The organism is Parvibaculum sp. (assembly GCF_040882025.1).
In the GTDB taxonomy this organism is placed as follows: domain Bacteria; phylum Pseudomonadota; class Alphaproteobacteria; order Parvibaculales; family Parvibaculaceae; genus Parvibaculum.
On record NZ_JBBECC010000037.1, the window covers coordinates 17,060 to 39,615 of the forward strand.

Below are 22,556 nucleotides of genomic sequence, written 5' to 3' on the forward strand. Positions count from 1 at the left end.
CCGTTCCTGTTCCAGGAGGAGCTGTCTTGAAGATAACCGTTCTCGCAGTACTGGCCCTTGTTCTGGCACCGGTCATCGCCACCGCGGCGGCGACAGGCAACGACCCGTCGGTCAGACATCAGGGCACGTCGCATGATGCGCTGTTCGACGTCGTATTCGACGGTGCACGGGGCGTTGCCGTCGGCAGCGGCGGTACGGTGCTTGAGAGTGATGATGGCGGAAAGAGCTGGACGCACGGCGTTCGTCCTGACACTGAGCTGGCCTTGTTGGGCGTCGTCGCGAAGGGTGACCGACGTTTTGTTGTCGGGCAATCCGGGCAAGTATTTCGTTCAACGGGACGTGCATGGACATCGCTTGAAAGCGGAACCGAGGAGCGTCTCTTCGCTGTCGCGCTGGGCGATGGCAGATCGGTTGTCGTTGTCGGTGCCTTCGGAACTATTCTGGTTTCGCGTGACGATGGCGAAAGCTGGTCGCGTGTTGAACTCGACTGGACGTCCATTCTCGGTGACTACCTCGAACCGCATTTCTACGCGGTGCATATCGACGGCGACATCGTGACCGTCGGCGGTGAATTCGGTCTGGTTCTTCGATCCACGGATAGGGGAACGACATGGCGCGTCGCGCACAAGGGCGACGCCTCGATCTTCGATCTCGCTTTCAACGGCAGGGCCAAGGGTCTGGCGATTGGCCAGAACGGGCTTGTTCTTCGCACCGAAGACGGAGGCACAAGCTGGCGTCGTATGGCGCCGCTGGGAGAAACCAATCTGCTCGGCGTCTGGCTGTCCGGCGAACATGCGTTGGCAGTCGGTATCCGCGGTGCGTTTTCCAGCCGCGACGGCGGGCGCACATGGAAGACATTGACGGCGAGCGACGTCGATACCGCCTGGTACCAGGCAGTCGCTTCGCCGGATGACCGCGACACGCCCGTCGCGGTCGGCCATCGAGGACGCGTTCTTGAGATGATGGAGTGAGCCGCTGGTCGGCTCGGGGATTTTTTGGTTCCGACGGGTTCGGATTATCCAAGGGAGGGGAGAAGATGTCTCGTAAACCTATCTCGGCCGCAGGAGGGCTTCTGGCTTGCGCGGTGTTGACACTGGGGGCGATTTCTTTCGTACAGGAAGCGGGCGCCGTCGACTTCAACGTTCAAGGATTTATTCGTCAGGAGCCGGCGATCAAGCTCACCGACGAGGAGAATCCCTTCAACCAGCGGGGCAACCTGTACAACGGGGTGACCGTGACGCAGGATTCGACCCTGCTAAATCTGATCCCGGGCTTCCCGCCGGTCGGCTTTCCGCCCGGCAGCGTGTCGGTGACAAATCGCCCTATTAGCGGCGCCGACAACGACCTCAATCTGATGGCGACCCGCATCGAGGTCGATTTTCAGGCAAGTGTGAACCAGAACTGGACGGGCTTCGCTCGCCTGCGTGGCTATTTCCAGCCGGATGTATTTGACAGCTACGGCGATCCGGAATTCTTTGCCACACCGTTCTGGGGGGGCGATCGGGCGACTTTGTTCGAAGTCAACGGCAAGAACTACATGATGGATCTGCCGTCGTTGTACCTCGACTATTCGGATGGCCCGCTCTGGGTGCGCTTCGGCAATCAGCAAATTGCCTGGGGCGAGTCGCTTTTCTTCCGCGTGCTCGACGTGCCGAACGGCCTCGATTTGCGCCGTCACCTTCTGCTCGATCTCGTCGCCGAAGAATTCGCCGACGAGCGCGTCTCGTCGCCGGGCGTACGCGGCTCGTACCGCATTTCGAATGATCTCGAAATTGAGGCGTTTACGCAGTTGTTCAACCCGTCGGTACTGGCAAATCCCGACACACCCTACAACGTGATCCCGTCGCAGTTCACGATCCATCAAGAAGAAGGCTTCGACGACGCCAAGGGCGCAATGAACGTCGGCACTCGCGTACAGGCACAGTTCGGTGACGTCGCCGTTCAGGCGATCGCCGTCAACCGCCGCAATCCGGACGGCGTTTTCCACTGGACGGAGTCGGGCGTCAATACAGACATTCCCGGCTTGCCGGGTAGCGGCGCCGTGCTCGCCATGACGCCGTTTGAAGTCAGCTCCACCGGCGTCTATTCGGCGGCCGAGTGGTTCACCTACGCCGGCATGGCCCGCCTGAACGGCTTCACTGGATTTAACGCGGCCGTAAACGAGTTCCCGGCGACCGCACTTCTCAATGCGGCGCCCGTGCCCAATCAAGCGTTTGCGGCCGCCGAACTGGATTACTTCTTTCAGTTGACGCCGCTTCGGGGTCACATCACGCGCATTTACCAGCGTGAAAACATCTTCGGTCTCGGCGCCAACTATATTGTCAAGGCGGGGCCGGAATCGTTCTTCGATCAGCTGGTGATCCGCAGCGAGTTCACTTACACGCCGGACAAGAAGTTCACCAGCCCGGATCTGAGCCGCACTCTGATCGAGGAGGACGAATATGTCGCCTCGCTGGTCTTCGAGAAATATCACCGCTTCACGCAGGAATTTCCGGCGACATTCATGGTGCTGCAATATCTGCACAAATCGGAGAGCGATCTGTTCGGCCGTCACCTGAGCGGCATGGGCGCGACGGGCGACAGGACAACGGGCCTGCCGAGCGGCGAAAACTCCTTCAATGCCGTCGCCTTCGCGGTTCAGCAGCCTTTCCCGAATCTGATCTGGCGGGCCGACTTCTCGGTTCTCTACGACATCAACGGCGGTGCTCTGATCCAGCCCGGCCTCAAGTGGAAGCCGAACGAGGCCTGGACCGCCGAAGTCTTTGCCAACATCGCGCTGAGCGACGGCGGCAACGACGACATCATCGATACGATCGACTGGGCAGACGAACTGGCATTCCGCATTACCTACCAGTTCTGAGACCGGTCAATCGAAGGCTCCGCCCGGAGCGTCGGCGCAGGATATCAGGCCTTTTCAGGATGAGGCGCTGTGTCCCCCCAAAGCGTACCGGCGATCCGGGCGGATGCCGTTCCGGTATGAAAATACCCGGCGGAGAAGCTGATGTATTTGCGGCGCTACACGCATGATTATTCTCGCCGCCTGTTTCTGGAACGGCTGGCGGCCGGTGTCGTCAGTCTCGGTGTGACGGCGCCGCTCTGGCCGGCCCTGGCCGCGCAGGGCGATGCGTCGCGTGCTTATCCGGACGAGCTTCTGTCGATCGAGGGCTACACGAAGGGCGCCATCTCGACGGGCGGCAGGATCGACGCCGGCAATGTCGATCTCGTGAAGGATCTGCTCGATCCGATCCGCTATCGCCAGATCAAGGAGCTTGGCCGTATCCTCGAAATCGTGCCGCCGACCACGGAACTGATGGAACTCAGTCCCTGGGAATATCTGGAGGCGACGTTCCGCAACAGCGGGAAAGCGCGCTTCGACGCACGTGGCAATGTGGTGACGGAGGAGGGCGAGCCCTGGATCGGAGGCAATCCGTTTCCGAATCCGAAAAGCGCCCTGGAGATTTTCGCCGGTTTGACGCTGAGCTGGGGTCGCCACGACATCTCGGTCTATGCGACGAAGGAATATGACCTCGCACCCAACGGCTCGATCGACTACCGCTACGAGTCTGTCTGGGCCGAGCTTGCTCCCGTAGGGCGCGTCGCGGTCGATCCAATGCCGTACTGGACGGAGTTCAAGGACAAGCTGCGTTTCCAGTCGGTCGCCTTCACCTATCCCAATGAGGAGAAGGGTACATCGTTCCTCAACATCTGGTCTTACGACCAGAACGAATTTCCTGAGCTCTATGGTTATCTTCCCGCATTCAAACGCATTCGGCGTTTTCCGACCAATCAGCGCTTCGAACCGCTGATAGCGGGTTCGACGCTATACTTGTCCGACGCGTGGGCAGCCGGCGATCCACTGTTGACCTGGGGCAACTACCGCCTTGTGCATCAGGGGCCGGCGCTGGCGGCGCTCTCAGGCGGCTGGGCAGCCGATCATCCGAACTGGGAACACAAGACCCATGGCGGCCCGAACGGCGACAGCTTCTGGGATACGAAGGTGCAACTCGTGCCGGAGGCGCTTGTCGTCGAGGCGGAACCGGTGATGTTTCCGCGCGCACCGGTCGGCAAGAAACAAGTCTGGTTCGACGCGCGGACATTGTTGCCCTTTGTGATGGTGTCGTTCGACCGCAAGGGCAAGGTGTTCCGGTCCTTCGACGGGGCGTTCTCCCAGTACCAGCAGGGCGATGCCGTCGTGATGGATGGCAAGCACCCCTATTGGTCATGGACTCATGTTCACGCCCACAACATCCAGACCAATCGCATCACCCGGCTTGAGCAGGTGCGCCAGGTCAGAGGCGGTCACACAATGATGGTCAACGACCAGTCGGCTTATGACCGCTATCTGACGACCCATGCGCTTCGCCGTCTCGGCATGTAGACGTACTCACTCCGCTGGCATGACGCGCAGCAGGCTGCCGTTTTCCTTGTCCGTCAGCAGATAGAGATAGCCGTCGGGTCCTGCGCGCACCTCACGGATGCGCTGGCCAAGTTCGCCGAACAGCTCTTCCTGGCCGGCGACGGCCCCATCGACAAGATGAACGCGGCGGACGTGCTGTCCCGCCAATGCGCCGACAAAGAGGTCGCCTCGCCATTGCGGAAACCTGTCGCCCCGATAGAGGGTGAAGCCGGCCGGCGCGATCGACGGTGTCCAATGCAGCAAAGGCTGCTCCATGCCTTCATATTCGACAAATGGCGAAATGCGCGCGCCGGAATAGTCGATCCCGTGGGTGATCACGGGCCAGCCATAATTCTTGCCGGGTTCGATGACGTTGATTTCGTCGCCGCCCTGTGCCCCGTGCTCATGGGCGTAAACGCGGCCGGTTGCGCTATCGTGGAGAATGCCCTGCACGTTGCGATGACCGTAGGACCATATCTGCGGCAACGCATCATCGCGTCCAACAAATGGATTGTCCGCAGGCACGCTGCCATCGTCGTTGATGCGGATGATCTTGCCCAGATGATTATCGAGCATCTGCGCATGCTCGCGATAATCGAAGCCATCGCCGGTCGTCACAAGCAGTGTGCCATCCGGCAGGAAGAGCAGCCTGCCGCCATAATGAACGGGTGTATCCTTCAGCGGCTCGACCTCGAAAATCACCTCAAGATCGTGCAGCGAAGCGCCGTCAAACCGCGCCCGCGCAACACGCAATGCGTTGGCGCCCGCCGTGCCGTGCACATAGGACAGATAGAGCAGGCGGTTTGTAGCGAAGTCGGGATGGAGGACGGCGTCGAAGAGACCGCCCTGGCTGCGGAAAAACACAGGCGGTATACCGGCCACCGGATCGGGCGACAGCGTGCCATCCTTGATCGATCTGATCTGGCCGCTCAGCTCGACGACGAGCATCGACCCGTCGGGCAGGAATGTCAGGCTCCAGGGATGATCGAGCCCCTCGGCAACCGGCACGATCCGGTAGTCGGCGGCTGCAGGCTCCTGGGCAATTGCCGCCCCGGCAAGCGCTCCCGACAAAGAAATCGTCAGCGCAAGGCCCAGTATCCGTTTGCTCATTTGCCTGATTCCCGTCCCCTATGCTTCCATTCTGTGCAATCCTAGCGTGAGATCGGGGCAGAAAGAAATCATGAGGGCGAAAATGTGGGTCTTGAGGGTGGTGCTGGCCTTTGTTCTGGCGGTGATCGTTGCGACGGTGCTCGGCGCGGTCGCGCATACGCAGTTCGTTCTGGCACGCCTTTCGGGCCTCGGTGTCGACATATCGTTGGGTGAACGGCTGTCGACGACGCTGCACGATATCGTCGGCATGGCGCCGCTCTTCGGCGCGATCGTCGGTTCGGGCTTCATCGTCGCAATGGCCGCCGCCGCGCTGGTCTACCGGCTGGCCGGCATCCAGCGGACGTTGATTTATACGGTCGCGGGCGCGATCTCGCTATGCGTGACGCTGCTGGTGATGAATTCGGTTTTCGAGATCACGGCCATCGCCGGGGCGCGCTCGACGCTCGGCTTCCTTGCCCAGATGGCGGCCGGCGCCGTCGGCGGTCTGACCTTTGCAAAGGCACTGCCGGCGCGGTGAACGCCGAAAAAGTACTGTTGCGTTCCGGTTTCGGGTCGCAGCAATTCGGATGCTTGCCGTAGCTGAAAATCTTGCCTCTTTGCGTCAGCCGGTGCAGCCTGTGGACATGGCGGGGCGGCAACGTCACGCATGTATCACTGCCGGAACTGCGGGGTATCGCGTTTGCCTGGAGCGGTAAAAGCCTATGTCAGATATGTCGAGGCGGTGAACCGCGTGGTCGGGCGCCTGGCGATGTACCTGATCTTCGTAATGATCGGCATCCTGCTCTATTCGTCCTTTTCCCGTACCTTTTACAATGTACCCATCGTCTGGGTGATGGAGATGGGCCAGTTTCTGCTGGCCGCCTACTATCTGCTGGGCGGGGCCTATGCCATGCAGATCGACGGCCACGTCAGGATGGACCTTCTCTACGGCCGGCTGTCGCCGCGCAGGAAGGCCTTCACCGACACCATCACCGCGTTCTTCCTGATCTTCTACCTGGTGGTCCTGCTGATGGGCGGCATATCGAGCACCGAATATGCGCTCACCTACGGCCAGAAAAACTACACCGCCTGGGGGCCGCCTCTGGCGCCCATCAAGATCATCATGACCGTCGGCATCGGTCTGATGCTGCTGCAGGCGGTCGCAATCTTTTTCCGGGACCTTGCGCGCGTTCGCGGTGAGGAGCTCGAATGAGCTACGAGTTGATCACGCTGCTGATGTTCTCGTCGCTGATGCTGCTGCTGCTTACCGGCCAGCGCGTCTTCGGCGCGATCGGTTTCGTCGCCGCCGCTGCCGCGCTGCTTCTCTGGGGCGACGGCGCCTCCGAAATGCCGTTCAACGCCAGCTTCATTGTCCTCAACTGGTACCCGCTGCTGACGCTGCCGCTCTTCATCTACATGGGCTACATGCTGTCGGAATCGGGCATCGCCAACGATCTCTACAAAGCGTTTCACGTCTGGATGGGCCCGCTCAGCGGCGGCCTCGCCATCGGCACCATCGGCCTGATGGTCGTGATCTCGGCGATGAACGGCCTCAGCGTCGCAGGCATGGCGATCGGCGCCAGCATCGCATTGCCGGAATTGCTGCGGCGCGGTTATGACAAGATCATGGTCACCGGTGTCATCCAGGCCGGCAGCTCGCTCGGCATCCTGATCCCGCCCAGCGTCGTTCTGGTGCTTTATGCGATGATCGCGCGCCAACCCGTGTTGCAGCTCTGGCTCGCGGGCGTCGTGCCCGGACTGATCATGGCGGCCTTCTTCGCTATCTACATCTACATCCGATGCCGCCGAAACCCTGCGCTCGCACCCACTCTGCCGCCTGAGGACCTTGATGTCGGTTTGAGGGAAAAGCTCCTGCTGCTGCGCGCAGGCATCGCGCCGCTGGCGATATTTTTTGCGATGATGGGTCTCTTCCTGATGGGCGTAACGAGCCTCGTCGAAAGCGCTGCGGTTGGAGCCGCCGCCGCAACTCTCACAGCCCTCGTCAAGCGCCGTCTCACCGGCCATGTGCTGGACGAGACGATGCGCAAGACGCTCAGCATCACCTGCATGTTCATGTGGATTATTCTCGCCGCCCTGTGCTTCGGCGCGGTCTATGACGGGCTCGGAGCCAAGCGTGCCATATCGGCGCTGTTTCTCGAGACATGGGATCTGACCCCGTGGGAAATCCTCATTATGATGATGGTTTCCTTCGTCATTCTCGGCATGTTCCTCGACGACACCGCGATGCTGGTCATCGTCGCGCCCCTTTATGTTCCGCTGGTCATCAGTCTCGGGTTCAACCCGATCTGGTTCGGCGTACTCTATGTGATGACCTGCCAAGTGGCCTACATTACCCCGCCTTTTGGCTATAATTTGTTCCTGATGAGGGCGATGGCGCCACCCGAGATAACGCTTGTCGACATCTACCGGTCAATCGTACCGTTTGTATTCATTATGCTGATCACGATCGGTATCGTGATGGCATTTCCTCAGCTGGCCCTTTGGCTGCCTGATTTGTATGCCGGACGATGAGTGGGACGTTCGACGCCGGATTTCAACGGTCATCCGGCGTCTGAACGAAAGAGATCGAAACAGGACCGTGGACGGACTTCTTCATTCGAGCGGATTGGCGCCCGATGTTCATCGGGCGCAACCCGGAACATTCCAGTGGATAGGGAGCCAATCGAGATGAACGACCGCACGAAACTGAACAAACGCGACTTTCTGAAAAAGGCCGGTGTGGCGACGGTCGCCGCCGCCGGCGCGACGACACTGGCCGCGCCCTATGTGAAGGCGCAGAGCCCGATTAAATGGCGCATGCAGACTTATGCAGGTGCCTCGCTTGCCGAACACGTCATCAAGCCATCGATCGACGAGTTCAACAAGGCCGCCAACGGCGAAATGGAAATCGAACTCTTCTACGCCGACCAACTGGTGCCGCAGGGCGAACTTTTCCGCGCCGTACAGAACGGCACGATCGACGCCGCGCAAAGCGACGACGACAGCATGGCCTCACCCGTGGACGTTTCGGTCTTCGGTGCCTACTTCCCCTTCGCCTCGCGCTACGGTCTCGACGTGCCGGTGCTGTGGGAGTGGTACGGCCTACGCGAGCTCTGGGAGGAAGCCTATGCCGAAGTGCCGGGTGTCACCTGGCTCAGCGCCGGCGCATGGGACCCGTGCAACTTCGTCACCAACAAGCCGATCCGTTCGCTCGAAGACCTGAAAGGCCTGCGCGTCTTCACCTTCCCGACGGGCGGCACGTTCCTGCAGCGTTTCGGCGTCGTGCCGGTGACGCTGCCGTGGGAAGACATCGAAGTGGCGATCCAGACCGGCGAACTCGACGGCGTCGCCTGGTGTGGTGCCACCGAGACCTACACGGTCGGTTGGGCCGACATCACGAAATACTATCTCACCAACAACATTTCCGGTGCCTGGGCGGGGTCCTACATCGCCAACACCGAGAAATGGGAAGCGCTGCCTGAGCATCTGAAAACGCTCTTCAAGCTTTCCATGGACAGCTCTCACTATTATCGTCAGCACTGGTACTGGTGGGGCGAGGCGCATTATCGCACGACCGGCGGCAAGCTCGAACTGACGACCATACCCGAAGCGGAGTGGAAAACGGTCGAAGACGAGGCGCTGAAGTTCTGGGACGAGATTGCCCAGAAGAGTCCGCGCAACGCCAAGATCGTCCAGATTCTGAAGAACTACGCTGACACGATGCGCAAGGCCGGTGCGCCCTATCGCTACGGCTAGCCTTGGTTCGACGGTTGGAACGCGGGCTCCATCAGACGGTATATCGCCCTGAAGATGGAGCCCGCTTTTTTCCGGCGCCCCGTGTGAAACGGAAACGCTTGCGATGAAGGCGAGAACGAGGCGCGTACTTGCACATTTCCTCGTAGCGGCTCTCTTCTGCTCGATCGCCGCGTGTGACGACTATCCCAAGGATCCTGAAGGTACATTCGACCGCGTTCGCGGCGGCACGCTTCGCGCCGGCCTCATGGAAAACCCTCCATGGGCCATGCGCGAGGAGGGAAGGCCTTCCGGCATTGAGGTTCGCCTTGTCGAGGACTTGGCCGCATCGCTCAATGCGCATGTGGAATGGGCGGATGGTACGGGTTCGCAGGCGCTTCATGCGCTGAAGGAACACAGGCTCGACCTGGTTGTGGGGGGGCTTCTTGAGACCGATCCGTGGGTCGCGAAAGTCGGATTCACGCGGCCTTATGTCCCGGACAAAAAACATGTGGTGGCGGTGCCTGGCGGCGAGAACGCCTGGCTCATAGCTGTCGACCGCTTCATGGCGCAGCATGGTCCCAGAGTGGTGGCGGAATTCCAGGAGGCCGCCAAATGAGAGTTCGCGCGCCTTTCGTCTGGCCCGAAGACAAGGCGAAGCTCCGCCGTCGCGCGATCGTGCTTGAGTGGGCAACGCTCGGCTCGATGGGAACGGCCGTCATTGTTCTCTATTTCGTCCTCGGCAATTCACAGGCAATGCGCACGGCATGGATCGAGGATGTGCTGAGCCTGATCCCGGCAACAGCTTATCTCGTCGCCTCCGCCGTCGAACAGCGCAAGCCGACGACGCGCTTCCCGCTCGGCTACTATCGTGCGGTTTCAATCGCTCATCTTGTCGGCGCAACCGCCATTCTGGTGGTTGGCTGTTATGTACTCGTCGAAAGCGCGGCAAAGCTCGTTGAGCAAGAACACCCGACCATTGGCCTGATGTCGGTCTTCGGCTGTGAAGTGTGGGGCGGCTGGCTGATGATGGCCGCGTTGTTCTACAGCACGGTGCCGCCGGTCATACTCGGCCGCCTGAAAATGCCGATCGCGCGCGAGATACACGACAAGCCGCTTCTTGCCGATGCCGCGATCCAGAAGGCGGACTGGATGACGGGAACAGGCGCCATCGTCGGCATTGCGGGTGTCGGCTTCGGCTTCTGGTGGGCGGACGCCGTGGCAGCGCTTTTCATATCGGTCGACATCGTGCGAGATGGTGTCCGCCACAGTATGCGGGCGATGGGCGACCTTGCCGACAGGATTCCACACACGGTTCGCGGTGACGCGGTGCATCCGGCAATTCGCGTCGCGCGCGATGCCGCGGCCGGCGTCGACGGCGTCGCAAGAGCGGATGTGAAGCTGCGCGAGGAAGGACATTTGCTGACCGGCATCGTCTATGTCGAGCTTCGAAGTGATGCCGCCGTGGTCGATTGTGTGGACCGGGTGCGCAAGGCCGTGGAGGACAGCGACTGGCGGCTCTACGACATCTCGGTGATGCCGGTCCGGCCGGGCACGATCTGATTTCCGTCGGGTCAGCGGTGACAGGCCGCCTGCCTGCGATCGCGGGCTTTGACAGATAGTAAATGCGTATTATCGTTTGGCCGGCGCGGCGCGCGATTTGGCATGCGGCGCCTGCTCGCGAGCAGGCGATTCAAAGGGACACCAGAGGAGGGTCGGATGGCCGGGAATACGAATGGCGACCAGGCAGAGCTCGGTTTCGATCCGGCGGCCCTGAAAGAGAAGTATCGTGCCGAGCGCGACAAGCGTCTGCGTGCCGACGCCAACGAGCAATATGTCGAGATCAAGGGCAAGTTCGCGCATTATCTCGAAGACCCCTATGTCGAACCGGGTTTTGCACGTGAACCGCTGACGGACGAGGTCGATGTCGTGGTCGTCGGCGGCGGCTTCGGCGGCCTGCTGGCTGGTGCGCGCCTGCACGAGGCTGGCGTCGAAAGCATCCGCATGATCGAGAAGGGCGGCGACTTCGGCGGCACCTGGTACTGGAACCGCTATCCGGGTGCGGCTTGCGATATTGAATCCTATATCTATCTGCCGCTCCTCGAAGAGGTCGGCTACATGCCGGTTGAGAAATATTCGAAGGCTGCCGAGATTCTCGAACACAGCCGCGCCATCGGCCGGCATTTCGACCTCTATCGCGATGCGCTGTTCCAGACAGAAGCCACCGCGCTTCACTGGGACGACGGCATTGCGCGCTGGATCGTTCGCACCAATCGCGGCGACGCCATCAAGGCGCGCTTCGTGGTGACGGCAAGCGGCCCGCTCCACCGGCCGAAGCTACCCGGCATCCCCGGCATCGAAAGCTTCAAGGGTCATTCCTTCCACACCAGCCGTTGGGACTACGAATATACCGGTGGCGATTGCAATGGCGGTCTCGACGGCCTGAAGGACAAGCGCGTCGGTATTATCGGCACTGGCGCGACGGCGGTGCAATGCGTGCCGCATCTCGGCGCTCACGCGAAGGAACTCTACGTCTTCCAGCGCACACCCTCATCCATCGACGTGCGCAACAACCGTCCGACCGATCCGAAATGGGCGAAAAGCCTGCCCGATGGCTGGCAGCAGCACCGCATGGACAATTTCAACACGCTGGTCTCCGGCGGCTATCAGGAAGAGGACCTCGTCAACGACGGCTGGACCGACATCATCGGCAATCTTTTGATGATGGCGCGCAAGAACACCGGTGATCGCTCGCCGGCCGACATGGCCGAAATGGTTCAGCTCGCCGACTTCCAAAAAATGGAATCGATCCGCAAGCGCGTCGAAACCGTGGTCGCGAATCCCGCCAAGGCCGAGGCGCTGAAGCCCTGGTACAACCAGTTCTGCAAGCGCCCCTGCTTCCACGACGAATATCTCGAAACCTTCAACCGCCCGAATGTCCACCTGATCGATACGCTAGGGCGCGGCGTCGAACGCATCGGCGAGCACTCGATCTTCGCCAATGGCCAGGAATTCGAAATCGACTGCCTGATCTATGCGACGGGCTTCGAGGTTGGCACCAGCTACACCCGCCGCGCCGGCTTCGAGATCTACGGCCGCGACGGCCTCTCCCTCACCGAGAAGTGGCAGGACGGCATCTCGACCCTCCACGGCATGCACACGCGCGGCTTCCCCAACTGTTTCATCGTGAGCAATTCGCAGTCGGGCTTCACCGCCAACTTTCCGCACATGCTCAACGAGCAGTCGAAACACCTTGCCTACATTGTCAAGGAGTGCATCGATCGTCAGGCGCGCGTCGTCGAAGTGGCGGAAGAAGCCGAGAACGAATGGGTGGATGCCGTCGTCAAGGCGTCGGTATTCAACCGTCGCTTCCTCGAGGAATGCACGCCTGGCTATTATAATAACGAAGGCAAGCCCTCCGACCTCGCCATCCGCAATGGCTTCTATGGCGGTGGTTCGATCGCTTTCATCAAGATACTTGAGGACTGGCGCGCCAAGGGCGGCATGCCGGGACTGGAGTTGCAATAGGACGAGACGCACACGTGAACTGGAGGTCAGCTGACTGGCTGGCTGGGGGACTAGGATTCGAACCTAGATAGGCAGAGTCAGAGTCTGCAGTCCTACCGTTAGACGATCCCCCAAAGCACCGAGCGAAGCCCTGATTTCCGCCATTTCCAGCGAAGAATCGAGAGCGGCATGCGCCTTGGCTGCGCGCGCGAAACCTAGTCGGCGGACCTTCATCCGTCAACACTCTGACGCCGCCTGCATGGCCGCTGTCCATGCGCTTTACCGTGTGGCTCAGCCTGCTACACTGAATTTAACTGAAAGAACAGGGAATCCGGTCGGAAGCGCGGTGCGCGCAAGCGAGACCTCGCCGCTTCCCGGGTCTGAAAACCGTGTGCCCAGAAGCTGACGGCGGTTCCGGCGGCCTCGATTTGGCCGTCGCCGTTGAAAAGGGCCTGTCCGCGCCGCGCCAGCCCTCCGGGGAGGGTGCTGCCGAGGTCGCCAATCCAGTCACCGACGCGCCGGAGACAAAGCAGGGGCATGTCGCCAGCGATCCGCGACATGGCGGCGGTGAAACGGTGCCAAAGCGCCGCCGCCGCCGTGGGCGTCGCGCCAGGCGCCAGGAGGAGGACGCCGGGCAGCCGAAGCAATCTGCGATCGCTCATCCACGCAAATCGTCCGCCGGTCGATCGGCGGCCGATGCGCTCTATGCGGCGCTCGACCTCGGCACCAACAATTGCCGGCTATTGATCGCGCGCCGGAGCGCCGAAGGTTTCAAGGTCGTCGACGCCTACTCGCGCATTGTGCGGCTGGGCGAGGGCCTTGCCCGCACGGGCGCCTTGAGCGACGCCGCAATGACGCGCGCGATAGAAGCGCTGAAAATATGTGCTGACAAGATGGCGCGGCGCGGGGTTACACGTACCTGGACGATTGCCACGGCCGCCTGCCGCACGGCATCGAACAGCGACGCTTTCATCGAGCGCGTAAAACGAGAAACCGGCCTTTCGCTCGAGATCGTCTCGACCGAAGACGAAGCGCGCCTGGCGGTTGCCGGTTGCGCGCCGCTGCTCGACCCTCGTTGTTCATCGGCACTGGTCTTCGACATCGGTGGCGGTTCGACGGAATTGATCTGGTTACGGATGCAGGATGGAGAAACGAGAAGCCGGCCTGTGATCGGAGACTGGATTTCGTTGCCCTGCGGTGTGGTCACATTGGCCGAGCATCATGGCGGTGTCGATGTGCCGGTCGATCTTTACGAACGCATGGTTGCCGAGGTCGGCGAACGGCTCGCCCCCTTCCTGATGCGGGTTCGCGGCATGGATGCAGGGCAAGGCGGTTTTCATCTCCTTGGTACTTCCGGTACCGTCACCACCATCGCCGGCGTTCATCTCGGCCTTGAGCGCTACGACCGAACGCGTGTGGACGGCATCTGGATTTCACCCGCCGACGTTCACCGGGTCACGCAATCGCTCCTTGGCATGAGTTACGGCGAACGCGCAGCGCATCCTTGCGTGGGCGGCGAACGGGCTGATCTTGTACTCGCGGGTTGCGCTATTTTCGAAGCGATCGCCCGCGCATGGCCTGCCGAACGGTTGCGCGTGGCCGATCGCGGCCTGCGTGAGGGCATATTGATGTCGTTGATCGAGAGCGATGCGCGTCGCGGACGCCGCCGTCGCCGCAGGCGCCGCCGCAATGCCAAACGGGCGAACGACATGGCGGCGCAGTCTGCAGAGGTGGAGTAATATGGTCGACGGAAGCAAGAGTGGCGGTGGCAAGGGCGGAAAGAGCGTCGGCAGCGGTGCGCGCGCGCTCAAGGTGCGCGTCAAGACCGCGCGCAAGCGCAGCAATTCGTCGACGCGCTGGCTGCAGCGGCAATTGAACGATCCCTACGTCCATGCGGCGAAGCGCGAGGGCTATCGTTCGCGCGCCGCCTTCAAGCTGGCGGAGATCGACGACAAGTACCGCTTTCTGAAGCCGGGCGGCCATGTGGTCGATCTCGGTTGCGCGCCTGGCGGCTGGAGCCAGGTCGCCGTTGCTCGCGTCAACGCGCAAGGCATGGCCGGCAACAAGCAGGGCCGCGTCATCGGCCTCGACTACCTCGAAATGGATCCCGTGCCGGGCGCCACCATCCTCCGGCTCGACTTCCTCGACGAAGGCGCTGACGCCCGCGTGAAGGAACTGCTGGCGGGCGAGGCCGATGTCGTGCTGTCCGATATGGCCGCGCCGACGACCGGCCACAAACAGACCGACCACATGCGCATCATGTCGCTCTGCGAGATCGCCGCCCAATTCGCGGTCGAGGTGCTGGCGCCTGGCGGAACCTTCCTTGCCAAGGTGCTGCGCGGCGGCACCGAAAACGAACTTCTGACCCTCCTGAAGCGCCATTTCCAGACCGTCCGCCATGTGAAACCCAAGGCGAGCCGCGCTGATTCGGCCGAGATGTATGTGCTGGCCCAAGGCTTTAAGGGGCGTTCCGCAAGCGATTCGGTAGACCTCGAATAACGCCCCAAAACTGCCTTTCCATTCCCCGATATAGATGTTAAAAGCCAGCGCCAACACACGATAGGGTGTGTCCCCGCATCGGGGCCAAGGTAAAGGTTGGCAGTATGATCCGTGAAGCGCTGACGTTCGACGACGTTCTCCTGCTCCCTGCCGCTTCCACGGTTCTCCCAAGTCAGGCCAATACGAAAACGCGACTGACGCGGTCGATTGCGCTCGGCATCCCCATCGTCTCCGCCGCCATGGACACCGTCACGGAGGCGCGCCTCGCTATCGCTTTAGCGCAGGCCGGCGGCATTGGTGTGCTTCATCGAAACATGGACCCCGACGCACAGGCCGAGCACGTGCGCCAGGTCAAGAAGTTCGAAAGCGGTATGGTCGTGAACCCGGTCACCATCGGTCCGGACGCGACGCTGGCCGATGCCTTCGCGCTGATGAAGCATCATGGCATCACGGGCATCCCTGTGGTCGAGGAATCGGGCAAGCTCGCCGGCATTCTCACCAACCGCGATGTGCGTTTCGCCACCAATCTGGCCGAGCCCGTGCGCAACCTGATGACCAAGGAGAGCCTCGTCACGGTGACGGACGGCGTCAGCCAGGAAGATGCCAAGCGCTTGCTGCACAAGCATCGCATCGAAAAGCTTCTTGTCGTCGATGAGGCTTATCGCTGCATTGGCCTCATCACCGTCAATGACATCGAGAAGGCGCAGCTTCACCCCAATGCAGCCAAGGACGAGCAGGGTCGTCTCCGTGTCGCGGCCGCAACGACTGTCGGCGACGAGGGTTTCGCCCGCTCCGAAGCGTTGATGGCCGCTGGTGCCGACGTCATCGTCGTCGACACGGCGCACGGACATTCCGCGCGTGTCTCGGAAGCCGTCGAGCGCATCAAGAAGATTTCCAACGCGACGCAGGTGATCGCCGGCAATGTCGCCACCGCCGATGCGGCGCGCGCGCTGATCGATGCCGGCGCAGACGCCGTGAAGGTGGGCATCGGCCCCGGCTCCATCTGCACCACGCGCATCGTGGCCGGCGTCGGTGTTCCGCAGCTGACGGCCATCATGGATGTGGCCGAAGCGGCGCAGAAGACCAACACGCCCGTCATCGCCGACGGCGGTATCAAGTTCTCCGGCGATCTGGCGAAGGCGATAGCGGCTGGTGCCGATTGCGCGATGCTCGGTTCTCTCTTTGCCGGCACCGAGGAAAGCCCCGGCGAGGTCTTCCTGTTCCAGGGCCGGTCCTACAAGTCATATCGCGGTATGGGCTCCGTCGGTGCCATGGCGGTCGGCTCGGCCGATCGCTACTTCCAGCAAGATGTGAAGGATTCGCTGAAACTTGTGCCGGAAGGCATCGAAGGCCAGGTGCCCTACAAGGGCCCGGTAGGTGGCATCATCCACCAGCTTGTCGGCGGCTTGCGCGCGGCGATGGGCTACACCGGCAACGCCACCATCGCCGATTTCCAGAAGAATGCCGAGTTCGTCCGCATCTCTTCGGCAAGCCTGCGCGAAAGCCATGTCCACGACGTAACCATCACGCGCGAGGCGCCCAACTATCCGGGCGGCATCAGCTGATCGCGCGCAGCGACACCGGGAACCCGAAATGACGCCCGGCGCACGCCTGCAATCGGCCATCGGCATTCTCGCCGGCATTTTTGAAACGCGGCAACCGGCCGACCGGGCCTTCGACGCCTGGGCGCGTTCGAGCCGCTTCGCCGGCTCGAAGGATCGGGTGGCCGTCAGCGACCTCGTTTTCTCCGTGCTGCGCCACCGAGCCCAGCTCGCCGCAGCCATTGGTTCGGATGGGGCTCGCCTGCTCGCTTTCACCGCCGTCGCGCTGTTGCAGGGGGAGGGCGCGGACGCCGCCGCCGCACGTGCCGACGGAACACCTCATGCGCCCGCGTCCCTGACAGCCGAAGAGAGGGCCGCGCTCGGCGCGGCCGTCTTGCCGGGTCCCGATGCGCCCTCGTGGATCAGGCTCAACTATCCCGAGTGGCTGCATCCCGAATTCGAAGCCGCACTCGGCCCGTCGCTCGAAGCCGAGTTGGCCGCGCTGATGGAACGCGCGCCGACTGATCTCCGCGTCAACGTTTTGAAAGCCACGCGCGACCGGGCCGCCTCGGTGCTCGCCGACGAAAATGTTGCTACTGAACAGACGCCGCTCTCGCCTTGGGGTCTGCGCCTTGTCGGCCGCGCCAATATTCTGGGTCTTGCGAGCTTTCGCGATGGCCTGATCGAATTGCAGGACGAAGGCTCGCAGCTTGCCTGTCTGGCTGCTGGTGTGAAGCCCGGCGAGCAGGTGGTCGATCTTTGTGCGGGAGGGGGCGGAAAGTCGCTGGCATTGGCCGCGATGATGCGCAATCGCGGTCAGGTCCATGCCTGCGACACCGACAGCAGGCGTCTCGGAAAACTGATGCCGCGTGCGCAGCGCGCCGGCATTCGCAACATCCAGATTCGCGTGCTCGGTCCCTTCGCGCCCGACGCGCCGGATAGCGATCTCGCCGACCTCGAGGCCCGCATGGATTGCGTGCTGGTCGACGCCCCCTGCAGCGGCACCGGTGCCTGGCGGCGGAACCCCGACGCGCGCTGGCGTCTCACATCCGAAGTACTGGCCGGCTACCACGCTGCGCAAACCGAAGTACTGGCGCGCGCCGCCCGGCTGATCCGGCCCGGCGGCCGCCTCGTCTATGTCACCTGTTCGCTTCTGCCCTCCGAGAACGAAAAGCAGGTCGAGGCGTTTCTGGCATCTCATGGCGGCTTCGCTGAGGTGCCATGGCGCTCAATTTGGCCGGAGGATACCGCCGCGCCGCCGCCCGGAATCGGCGACGGCAGCGCCCTTCGGTTGACGCCCGCCAGCACGGGCACGGATGGTTTTTTCATCGCCGTTCTGCGGCGGGAGAGCTGAGAATGCTGCGCTACGGCGGAAGGCTTGACGGATTTCGGGAAGGATGGTCTACCGGATCACGCGCCCCCCGAAAGCCCGGACATATGCTCGCCGCTTCTGCCCGAAACCTGTTCCGATTTTCACCCCCTGCGGCGCTCGTGCTGCTGCTGGCGCTGTTGCCCGGCGTGGCGCTTGCCGTCGATGCGGTGTCCGCGCGCAATTCCGTTGAACTCGCCGAGCGCGGCATCGAAATCGCCGCCAGAGGCGACCTCGCCACCGCGCAGCGGTTTCTCGAACGCGCCGTCGCAGCTAATCCCGCCAACGCCCGCGCCTATGCGCATCTCGGCGGCGTTCATCAGTCGATGAGTGATAAGCGGCTTGCCCGGAAATATTACGGTATAGCGCTTGTTATCGATCCCACCGAGCCCGATGCGTTGAACCGCATCGCGCAACTCGACTTGGCGGAAGGCAATCGCACGGCGGCGGAGCAACGGCTCCGCGTCCTGCGCTTCCATTGCGAAACCTGCGAACAAACGCAAGAGCTCGCCCGCGTGCTCTCATCCGGGCCCGCCGCGCCCCTCGAACCTTGAAGATGGACGATGACCGAAGACCGCATTCTCATTATCGATTTTGGCAGCCAGGTAACGCAGTTGATCGCGCGGCGCGTGCGCGAAAGCGGCATCTATTCCGAGATCGTTCCCTTCAACAAGGCTGACGGCCTCGACAAGCTCTTCGCGCCGAAGGCCGTCATTCTGTCGGGCGGCCCGGCCAGCGTGACCGGCATCGGCACGCCCCGCGCGCCGGAATGGGTGTTTACGGCCGGTATTCCCGTTCTCGGCATCTGCTACGGCGAGCAGACCATGTGCGCGCAACTCGGCGGCAAGGTCGAGAGCTCCGACGAGCGTGAGTTCGGCCGCGCCGTCATCGAGGTGCTGGAAGACAGTCCGCTCTTCGAAGGCCTGTTGCAGGCAGGTGAGAGCGAGCCGGTCTGGATGAGCCATGGCGATCGCGTCGTTGCGCTGCCCCCGGGCTTCAAGACCATCGCTGTCAGCCGCAATGCACCTTTTGCCGCCATAGCGGATGAAAGCCGCCGCTTCTACGGTGTGCAGTTCCATCCCGAAGTGATGCACACGCCGCGCGGCGCGGCGATGCTGAAAAATTTCACGCACAGGATTGCCGGCTGCAAGGGTGGCTGGACGATGGCGGCGTTCAGGGAAACCGAAATAGCCAAGGTCCGCGCGCAGGTCGGCAAGGGCAAAGTGATCTGCGGCCTTTCGGGCGGCGTCGATTCATCCGTGGTTGCCGTGCTTCTGCACGAGGCCATTGGCGACCAGCTGCAATGCGTTTTCGTCGACACCGGCATGATGCGTGCCGGCGAGGCCGATCAGGTGGTCAATCTCTTCCGCCACCACTACAACATCCCGCTCGTCAACCGTGACGCGACCGACCTTTTCCTCGGCAAGCTCGATGGCGTCTCCGACCCGGAAAAAAAGCGCAAGATTATCGGCGCGACCTTCATCGACGTTTTCGAGGAGGAAGCAAAAAAGATCGGCGGCGCCGATTTCCTCGCCCAGGGCACGCTCTACCCGGACGTGATCGAAAGCGTTTCCTTCGCCGGTGGTCCCTCGGTCACGATCAAGAGCCACCACAATGTCGGCGGTCTGCCCGAGCGCATGAACATGCAGCTTGTCGAACCGTTGCGGGAACTCTTCAAGGACGAGGTACGCATTCTCGGCCGCGAACTCGGCCTGCCGGAAGAATTCGTCGGTCGCCACCCGTTCCCCGGACCGGGGCTCGCGATCCGCGTTCCCGGCGAAATCACCCGCGAGAAGCTCGACATTCTGCGCAAGGCCGATGTGATCTATCTCGACGAAATCCGCAAAGCCGGCCTCTACGACACGATCTGGCAGGCTTTCGCGGTGCTGCTGCCTGTGCGCACCGTCGGCGTCATGGGTGACGAGCGCACCTACGATTATGTCTGCGCGCTTCGCGCCGTCACCTCGATCGACGGCATGACGGCCGACTACTACCCCTTCAGCCACGATTTCCTGGGCCACGTCTCGACCCGCATCATCAACGAAGTCCGCGGCATCAACCGCGTCGTTTACGACGTCACCTCGAAACCGCCCGGGACAATTGAGTGGGAATGAAGCGCTCGCGCGTCATTCCTCGCCCAATCTGCGAGCGCCGGCTACGGCTTGCGCGGCGAAACCGACCAATGCGACGCCGAGGGGAACGTGGACCCACATAAGGTTGGTGCCATTTGCGGCGGATTTTCCTATCGCGGTCTGGAGGAAAACCACCGCGGCCAGCAACAACAGGATCAAACCGAGTCTCGGTCCATGCGGGATACGGCGGAGGGTGACGACGGCGACGAGTCCGGCAGCGATGGTCGAGGCAATCAGTAGGCCTGCATTCGCCAGATGCGCCGTGCGTGCCCAACCGTAACCCGACAACATCGCGCCCGCGAAGACCGCCTCGGCGAAGATAACGGCCGCAAGAAAAGTCGTGATGACACTCCATGATCGCCGCAGGTTGCGATTCGGCCCACTCGCATCGGTCAGGCGCGGAGGGCGGACAGCCACGTCGTACTTGCCTGTATTCATCTCGCTTCCCTTTCCGATCAATTTGCGGGGCTCACCGTGCCGGGTTGGAGGCGGCGGGCTGAAAGAGCTCGACGACATTGCCGGAGGGGTCCTGGAGCAGGATCTGCTTGCCGCCCGGTCCTTCGAGGATGTCGTTGCGAAACGGAGCGCCGGCGTCGCGGAGACGTCCGACTTCGGCTTCGATGTCGTCGACGATGAGATGGATGCGGTTCCAGCCGCCGGGTCCCGGCCTGGCGCCATCGGGCATGGGACGGCCTGCGGAGCTCGCTGGCCCGCTGAGCAGCAGCCGCAGCTTGCCGCGCGCGACATCGGCGAATGCGGGAAAGCTCGTCAGAACTTCGAAGCCGAGAAACTTTGTGTAGAAGGCGACCGCTTCCTCAACGTCATCGACCATGTAGCGGACACTCACCATGTCATTGGGGTCGGTCATGGCTACTCCTTGGCTTTTTTGGGCTGGGTGTCCGATCGGCAAGCGTGGCGAGCAGAAACTCGATGCGCGTCGCAATCTCGGCGGCCGTTTGCTGGAACAGGGGGTAGATGACGTCATCGGTCTCGCCGGTCGCGGGATTGGCGATGCTCCAGTGGATGGTCTCCGGATGGCCGGGGAAAGGGGGACACACCTCGCGCACCCGGTCGCACAGGCTGATCACCCGGTCGAAACGCTGGTCTGCGAACGCATCCAGATGCTTTGAGGTGTAACCGGCGATGTCGAGGTCATATTCGTCACGCATCACCCGCACCGCGTTGGGATGCAGGGGCTTGGGGTTGCTGCCGGCGCTGTACGCCTCAATGGCTCCGCCAGACTGTACGCGCGCCAGCGCCTCAGCCATCTGCGACCGCGCGCTGTTGCCGGTGCAGAGGAACAACACCTTTACCTTGCCTATCGAAGTGCGGTCGCGCGAGGGCGGGGTGAGACGAAGGCCGGGGTGGAGCGCTCCGCCGGCGGCCGACAACAGGTAACCGATACGGTCCAGTTCCAACCCGTAATATGTGTCCCGGCGATCGGCGGAGCTGCGCCGTGCGGAAACCAGCCCGCCATCTCGCAGCTTGCCCAGATGGTACGAGACCAGGTTCTGGGGCTCGCCGACCAATTCGGTCAGCTCAAGTACGATGCGGTCGCTCCGGGCAAGTTCGCCCAGCAGGCGCCAGCGCAAGGGATGCCCCGCCAGTTGCAGGAATGCGGGGGGAGCGGTGTCGGGATGAAGTGGCTGCGTGGTCATATATTAAATATACATCAATTTTATTTGATATATCAAGAGAAATTGATGTAATTTATTGCAGCCGCGCCGATCCCGGGTCGTCCGGCAGGATTGAGACCGGTTCCGCTTACTGTTTGACGAGAATCTCGCCGATCTGCACCGCGTTGAGCGCCGCACCCTTGAGGAGTTGATCGCCTGCGACGAACATCGCGATCGAGCGCCCGCTCGGATCGGAAATGTCCTGCCTTATGCGGCCGACCAGGATGTCGTCCTTGCCGGACGCATCCTTCGGCATCGGGAAATAGTTTCCGGCCACGTCGTCGACGATCTTGATGCCCGGCGCGGAGGAAAGAATCTCGCGCACCTGAGCCGGCGTGATCGGCTTCTCGCATTCGAAGTCGATGGCTTCGGAATGCGCCCGCAGCACCGGCACGCGCACGCAGGTTGCCGTCACGCGAATATCGGGATCGGCGAAGATCTTCTTCGTCTCCTTCACCATCTTCAGCTCCTCCTCGTTGTAGCCCGTCTCCGGGTCGACCTTCGAGTTGTGGCTGAAGACGTTGAAAGGGTAGGGATGCGGGATGATCTTCTGCTCGAAAGGCTCGCCCTTCAGGAAAGCGCGCGTCGCTTCTTCGAGCTCTTCCATCGCCGCCG

At 62.1% G+C, this 22,556-nt stretch carries 21 protein-coding genes and 1 tRNA gene; 16 read left to right on the forward strand and 6 right to left on the reverse strand.

The genetic code is table 11. The annotated features are described in order from the left end of the window. Positions 1 to 26 precede the first annotated feature (26 nt). The 3 genes from WEB61_RS02495 (at position 27) to WEB61_RS02505 (ending at position 4,378) form a co-directional block, all read left to right on the forward strand. Positions 27 to 971 carry a WD40/YVTN/BNR-like repeat-containing protein gene (locus tag WEB61_RS02495; protein WP_368062750.1) on the forward strand — a complete coding sequence of 315 codons (945 nt, stop codon included), beginning with the start codon at positions 27 to 29 and terminating at the stop codon, positions 969 to 971. Further along, on the forward strand, positions 968 to 2,860 hold the full coding sequence (locus WEB61_RS02500; RefSeq protein ID WP_368062751.1) for a DUF1302 family protein: 1,893 nt from the start codon (positions 968 to 970) through the stop codon (positions 2,858 to 2,860). Before WEB61_RS02495 ends, WEB61_RS02500 begins: the two co-directional genes overlap by 4 nt. A 141-nt stretch (positions 2,861 to 3,001) precedes the next feature. Beyond that, positions 3,002 to 4,378 carry a DUF1329 domain-containing protein gene (locus WEB61_RS02505; protein ID WP_368062752.1) on the forward strand — a complete coding sequence of 459 codons (1,377 nt, stop codon included), beginning with the start codon at positions 3,002 to 3,004 and terminating at the stop codon, positions 4,376 to 4,378. A gap of 6 nt (positions 4,379 to 4,384) precedes the next feature. Here WEB61_RS02505 and WEB61_RS02510 read toward each other — a convergent pair whose 3' ends face one another. Next, positions 4,385 to 5,506 carry a PQQ-dependent sugar dehydrogenase gene (locus WEB61_RS02510; RefSeq protein WP_368062753.1) on the reverse strand — a complete coding sequence of 374 codons (1,122 nt, stop codon included), beginning with the start codon at positions 5,504 to 5,506 and terminating at the stop codon, positions 4,385 to 4,387. 70 nt (positions 5,507 to 5,576) lie between these two features. On the opposite strand from WEB61_RS02510, the gene WEB61_RS02515 reads away from it, so the two are divergent. The 7 genes from WEB61_RS02515 (at position 5,577) to WEB61_RS02545 (ending at position 12,745) form a co-directional block, all read left to right on the forward strand. Continuing rightward, positions 5,577 to 6,023: a hypothetical protein gene (locus tag WEB61_RS02515; RefSeq protein WP_368062754.1), complete on the forward strand. Its 447-nt coding sequence runs from the start codon at positions 5,577 to 5,579 to the stop codon at positions 6,021 to 6,023. 162 nt (positions 6,024 to 6,185) lie between these two features. After that, positions 6,186 to 6,698 (forward strand): TRAP transporter small permease subunit, encoded by a 513-nt coding sequence (locus WEB61_RS02520; RefSeq protein WP_368062755.1) that lies wholly within the window; start codon positions 6,186 to 6,188, stop codon positions 6,696 to 6,698. After that, positions 6,695 to 8,017, forward strand: a complete 1,323-nt coding sequence (locus tag WEB61_RS02525; RefSeq protein WP_368062756.1) for a TRAP transporter large permease subunit — start codon at positions 6,695 to 6,697, stop codon at positions 8,015 to 8,017. Before WEB61_RS02520 ends, WEB61_RS02525 begins: the two co-directional genes overlap by 4 nt. A gap of 156 nt (positions 8,018 to 8,173) precedes the next feature. Continuing rightward, on the forward strand, positions 8,174 to 9,241 hold the full coding sequence (locus WEB61_RS02530; RefSeq protein WP_368062757.1) for a TRAP transporter substrate-binding protein: 1,068 nt from the start codon (positions 8,174 to 8,176) through the stop codon (positions 9,239 to 9,241). A gap of 103 nt (positions 9,242 to 9,344) precedes the next feature. Next, positions 9,345 to 9,836 (forward strand): substrate-binding periplasmic protein, encoded by a 492-nt coding sequence (locus tag WEB61_RS02535; RefSeq protein WP_368062758.1) that lies wholly within the window; start codon positions 9,345 to 9,347, stop codon positions 9,834 to 9,836. Beyond that, the gene (locus tag WEB61_RS02540) at positions 9,833 to 10,780 is read left to right on the forward strand and encodes a cation diffusion facilitator family transporter (RefSeq protein WP_368062759.1); all 948 of its coding nucleotides are present in this window, start codon (positions 9,833 to 9,835) and stop codon (positions 10,778 to 10,780) included. Before WEB61_RS02535 ends, WEB61_RS02540 begins: the two co-directional genes overlap by 4 nt. A gap of 156 nt (positions 10,781 to 10,936) precedes the next feature. Further along, a complete protein-coding gene (locus tag WEB61_RS02545) occupies positions 10,937 to 12,745 on the forward strand; it encodes a flavin-containing monooxygenase (RefSeq protein WP_368062760.1) in 1,809 nt (602 codons plus the stop codon). Between the two features lie 39 nt (positions 12,746 to 12,784). Here the strand turns inward: WEB61_RS02545 and WEB61_RS02550 are convergent. Then, a tRNA-Gln gene (locus WEB61_RS02550) sits at positions 12,785 to 12,858 on the reverse strand. A gap of 294 nt (positions 12,859 to 13,152) precedes the next feature. Between WEB61_RS02550 and WEB61_RS02555 the strand changes: the two genes are divergently transcribed. From WEB61_RS02555 to guaA, 6 genes are all read left to right on the forward strand, one after another. Continuing rightward, positions 13,153 to 14,463 carry a Ppx/GppA phosphatase family protein gene (locus WEB61_RS02555; protein ID WP_368062761.1) on the forward strand — a complete coding sequence of 437 codons (1,311 nt, stop codon included), beginning with the start codon at positions 13,153 to 13,155 and terminating at the stop codon, positions 14,461 to 14,463. A gap of 1 nt (position 14,464) precedes the next feature. Further along, positions 14,465 to 15,223 (forward strand): RlmE family RNA methyltransferase, encoded by a 759-nt coding sequence (locus tag WEB61_RS02560; protein WP_368062762.1) that lies wholly within the window; start codon positions 14,465 to 14,467, stop codon positions 15,221 to 15,223. Between the two features lie 104 nt (positions 15,224 to 15,327). Next, on the forward strand, positions 15,328 to 16,788 hold the full coding sequence (guaB, locus tag WEB61_RS02565; RefSeq protein WP_368062763.1) for an IMP dehydrogenase: 1,461 nt from the start codon (positions 15,328 to 15,330) through the stop codon (positions 16,786 to 16,788). 28 nt (positions 16,789 to 16,816) lie between these two features. After that, the gene (locus tag WEB61_RS02570) at positions 16,817 to 18,118 is read left to right on the forward strand and encodes an RsmB/NOP family class I SAM-dependent RNA methyltransferase (protein ID WP_368062764.1); all 1,302 of its coding nucleotides are present in this window, start codon (positions 16,817 to 16,819) and stop codon (positions 18,116 to 18,118) included. Positions 18,119 to 18,201: 83 nt separating this feature from the next. Continuing rightward, positions 18,202 to 18,687, forward strand: coding sequence for a tetratricopeptide repeat protein (locus WEB61_RS02575; RefSeq protein WP_368062765.1), 486 nt, complete (start codon positions 18,202 to 18,204; stop codon positions 18,685 to 18,687). 9 nt (positions 18,688 to 18,696) lie between these two features. Continuing rightward, positions 18,697 to 20,247: a glutamine-hydrolyzing GMP synthase gene (gene guaA / locus WEB61_RS02580; protein WP_368062766.1), complete on the forward strand. Its 1,551-nt coding sequence runs from the start codon at positions 18,697 to 18,699 to the stop codon at positions 20,245 to 20,247. Between the two features lie 12 nt (positions 20,248 to 20,259). On the opposite strand, the gene WEB61_RS02585 is transcribed toward guaA, so the two are convergent. From WEB61_RS02585 to WEB61_RS02600, 4 genes are all read right to left on the reverse strand, one after another. Continuing rightward, positions 20,260 to 20,703, reverse strand: coding sequence for a hypothetical protein (locus WEB61_RS02585; protein ID WP_368062767.1), 444 nt, complete (start codon positions 20,701 to 20,703; stop codon positions 20,260 to 20,262). 31 nt (positions 20,704 to 20,734) lie between these two features. Next, positions 20,735 to 21,133, reverse strand: a complete 399-nt coding sequence (locus WEB61_RS02590; protein WP_368062768.1) for a VOC family protein — start codon at positions 21,131 to 21,133, stop codon at positions 20,735 to 20,737. Then, positions 21,117 to 21,923, reverse strand: a complete 807-nt coding sequence (locus tag WEB61_RS02595; protein ID WP_368062769.1) for a helix-turn-helix domain-containing protein — start codon at positions 21,921 to 21,923, stop codon at positions 21,117 to 21,119. The genes WEB61_RS02590 and WEB61_RS02595 overlap by 17 nt, the downstream gene beginning before the upstream one ends. 106 nt (positions 21,924 to 22,029) lie before the next feature. Beyond that, a partial coding sequence (locus WEB61_RS02600) for an Asd/ArgC dimerization domain-containing protein (protein WP_368062770.1) occupies positions 22,030 to 22,556 on the reverse strand: 527 nt, incomplete at its 5' end.

Coding starts and splice junctions, on each gene's coding strand:
- WEB61_RS02505 (WP_368062752.1), top strand. CDS start 3,002: ATGTATTTGCGGCGCTACACGCATGATTATTCTCGCCGCCTGTTTCTG.
- guaA (WP_368062766.1), top strand. CDS start 18,697: ATGACCGAAGACCGCATTCTCATTATCGATTTTGGCAGCCAGGTAACG.
- WEB61_RS02535 (WP_368062758.1), top strand. CDS start 9,345: ATGAAGGCGAGAACGAGGCGCGTACTTGCACATTTCCTCGTAGCGGCT.
- WEB61_RS02525 (WP_368062756.1), top strand. CDS start 6,695: ATGAGCTACGAGTTGATCACGCTGCTGATGTTCTCGTCGCTGATGCTG.
- WEB61_RS02575 (WP_368062765.1), top strand. CDS start 18,202: ATGCTCGCCGCTTCTGCCCGAAACCTGTTCCGATTTTCACCCCCTGCG.
- WEB61_RS02590 (WP_368062768.1), bottom strand. CDS start 21,133: ATGACCGACCCCAATGACATGGTGAGTGTCCGCTACATGGTCGATGAC.
- WEB61_RS02585 (WP_368062767.1), bottom strand. CDS start 20,703: ATGAATACAGGCAAGTACGACGTGGCTGTCCGCCCTCCGCGCCTGACC.
- WEB61_RS02560 (WP_368062762.1), top strand. CDS start 14,465: ATGGTCGACGGAAGCAAGAGTGGCGGTGGCAAGGGCGGAAAGAGCGTC.
- WEB61_RS02530 (WP_368062757.1), top strand. CDS start 8,174: ATGAACGACCGCACGAAACTGAACAAACGCGACTTTCTGAAAAAGGCC.
- WEB61_RS02510 (WP_368062753.1), bottom strand. CDS start 5,506: ATGAGCAAACGGATACTGGGCCTTGCGCTGACGATTTCTTTGTCGGGA.
- WEB61_RS02595 (WP_368062769.1), bottom strand. CDS start 21,923: ATGACCACGCAGCCACTTCATCCCGACACCGCTCCCCCCGCATTCCTG.
- WEB61_RS02515 (WP_368062754.1), top strand. CDS start 5,577: ATGAGGGCGAAAATGTGGGTCTTGAGGGTGGTGCTGGCCTTTGTTCTG.
- WEB61_RS02545 (WP_368062760.1), top strand. CDS start 10,937: ATGGCCGGGAATACGAATGGCGACCAGGCAGAGCTCGGTTTCGATCCG.
- WEB61_RS02570 (WP_368062764.1), top strand. CDS start 16,817: ATGACGCCCGGCGCACGCCTGCAATCGGCCATCGGCATTCTCGCCGGC.
- WEB61_RS02540 (WP_368062759.1), top strand. CDS start 9,833: ATGAGAGTTCGCGCGCCTTTCGTCTGGCCCGAAGACAAGGCGAAGCTC.
- guaB (WP_368062763.1), top strand. CDS start 15,328: ATGATCCGTGAAGCGCTGACGTTCGACGACGTTCTCCTGCTCCCTGCC.